The organism is Cryomorpha ignava (assembly GCF_010686655.1).
Taxonomy (GTDB): domain Bacteria; phylum Bacteroidota; class Bacteroidia; order Flavobacteriales_D; family Cryomorphaceae; genus Cryomorpha; species Cryomorpha ignava.
In genome coordinates this window covers 1-1,848 of sequence record NZ_JAAGVY010000108.1, presented here as the reverse complement: position 1 = coordinate 1,848, position 1,848 = coordinate 1, and the positions used below count along the sequence as shown (strand labels likewise).

2 protein-coding genes are annotated in these 1,848 nt (G+C 40.1%); both read left to right on the top strand.

What is annotated here, in order from left to right; all coding sequences use genetic code 11:
- A partial coding sequence (locus G3O08_RS20570) for a T9SS type A sorting domain-containing protein (protein WP_163287329.1) occupies positions 1 to 626 on the top strand: 626 nt, incomplete at its 5' end.
- A gap of 4 nt (positions 627 to 630) precedes the next feature.
- On the top strand, positions 631 to 1,848 hold a 1,218-nt coding region (locus tag G3O08_RS20565; protein ID WP_163287330.1), incomplete at its 3' end, for a hypothetical protein.

Below are 1,848 nucleotides of genomic sequence, written 5' to 3'. Positions count from 1 at the left end.
GAAACTACAGCCCCGCTGCTGCAATGACAGACCGAGGCATGTATAATGATGCCATGACCTTGCTAGACAGCATGCAATTATCTTATAAACTTAGCACCGAGCAGTCTGACGAGATGAACGAATTAAAAACACTATATGGCTTTATAAAATCTGTAAGTGATAATGGTCGCAGTATTGACAATTTAAATTCAGCAGAAATCAGTGAAATACAAGATATTGCAGAAGATGCGACTGCCGGAAGAGCGGCTGTAAAAGCTCAAAACGCTTTGTGTTTTCACTACAATATTTGTTATGACACCAATGGCAGTCCTAAAAGCAATGCAGCTCCCCGCAAACCGAAAGCTACTTATGATGAGTTAGTTGCCAAGTTAAATACTTCATCAGCATTCCCTAACCCGGCTGACCCATACATTACTATAAGCTTTAATTTCTTGCAAGCTCATGAGCAATCTGCTCTCTTGGTATATGACAATCTTGGAAGAAAATTGCTATCTCGTCAAATAGGAAAAGTATATGAAGGACAAGAGCTGATTGACACGCGTAAACTGCCAAATGGTATTTACTTCTACCATTTGGTTCAAAATGGCAAAAATGTGAGTGAGGGTAAGTTTATTATAACCCATTAATAGTATGAAAAGATTTATCTTCATACTCACAATAATCACTTGTGCGGGTGTAGCACCTGCACAAGTAATTGATTACACCATTGACCCTACGTTCAATTCAGTTACGCTCTTCACCCGTGGCAAAGTATCTGATATAGTGCTTACTTCTAATAATGATTATATGATAATGGGTATGTTTTCATTTCAGAACGGTCTTATTGAATCTGGTTCTTTGATAACGAATGCGGGGCAATTAGTTGAGCCTAATTTAGCAGGTACCTATTCTGTTGCAAATTACCAAGAAAAATTACTCTTTTATAATCCCGGCATGGGTATAAGTGACTACTTCGGTTTTCTAACACCCTTCTTTTTTGAGTTTCAAAAGGGCGCTTATAGCGGCCCATTGAGTGATTATGTCTATGACGCCATGGTAACCCCGGATGAAAACATACTGGCTGCCGGTCGCTTTTTTACAGATTCTACATTGCTTGGTACTTCAGAAAGTCATCTGGCACTTCGTCAGCTATGCATGGTTGACTCTACTGGTGCACCAGTACCCGATTTCCCAATGTTGCGTTGTAACCAACCCGTTGATGCAACGATTAGAACGCTTCACAAATTAAGTACGGGTGAGTATATTATTTCGGGTCATTTTGCTGAAGTGGAAGGGCATCCATCGCACAAAATTGCTAAGCTTAATGCTGATTTTTCTGTTAATGAGGAGTTTTCAAGTCCTTTTGGAAGTGAAGGATACTTAGCTTGGGTACATTTTGTAGACAGTCAGGATAGACTTTGGGTAACAAAATCGCTCGAAACTGAATTACTAGGTTATCCCAATTATTCAAGCAGACTCGTTCGTTTATTACCAGATGGTTCAGTGGATGAGTCATTTCAAGCAAATGTGTTTACAACTTATCTTGGCAATGATGTAAACAATCCTACATCTCCTACCGCTACTTCTCCTATTGCTATTCTCGAGGATAGCGATGGAACTTTTATTTTAGCTGGTTATTTTTTAGATGTAAATGGAGTAACGTATAAACGATTAATGAAAATTCATGACAATGGTCAAATTGTACCAAATGCTTTTGGAGGCATGGGAGCAGATGAAGCTGCATGGGATGATTGGTGGGAACCAGCAGTAGGTCCAATAGCAGGAACCGGGATAAACAAGGTTCTCAAACTCCCGGACGGTAAGCTTTTAGTTGGCGGTCAGTTTTCGTCCTTTGGCGGCGAGCCCTAT